This window comes from Achromobacter sp. SIMBA_011 (assembly GCF_046535435.1).
In the GTDB taxonomy this organism is placed as follows: domain Bacteria; phylum Pseudomonadota; class Gammaproteobacteria; order Burkholderiales; family Burkholderiaceae_B; genus Achromobacter; species Achromobacter dolens.
In genome coordinates, this window is the sequence record NZ_JAWRWN010000582.1 from 1 (window position 1) to 266 (window position 266).

Consider the following 266-nt stretch of genomic DNA (forward strand, 5'->3'; position numbering starts at 1 on the left):
GCGCGCTCGTGCCGTCGAGGCAGGGCACGCCGCCCGCGTCGGCGTCCACGTGCGGCACGCCGTCGAACTTGTCGGCGCTCGGCGTCGCGAAACGGCGCGACAGTTCGATCTGGTCGTGCGCGAGGATGTTGATCGCGAAGTGCGTGGCCGCGACGAAATCGGGGCGGCTCGGCGCCACCTTGCGCAGGCTCCACAGCACGAGCGGCGGGTCGAGCGACAGCGACGAGAACGAATTCGCGGTGAGGCCGACCTTGCGCCCGTCCGGC

At 71.8% G+C, this 266-nt stretch carries 1 protein-coding gene; it reads right to left on the reverse strand.

Annotated features, from left to right (window positions below; genetic code table 11):
- A partial coding sequence (locus tag SB816_RS32245; protein ID WP_410548276.1) for a flavin reductase family protein occupies window positions 1-266 on the reverse strand: 266 nt, incomplete at both ends.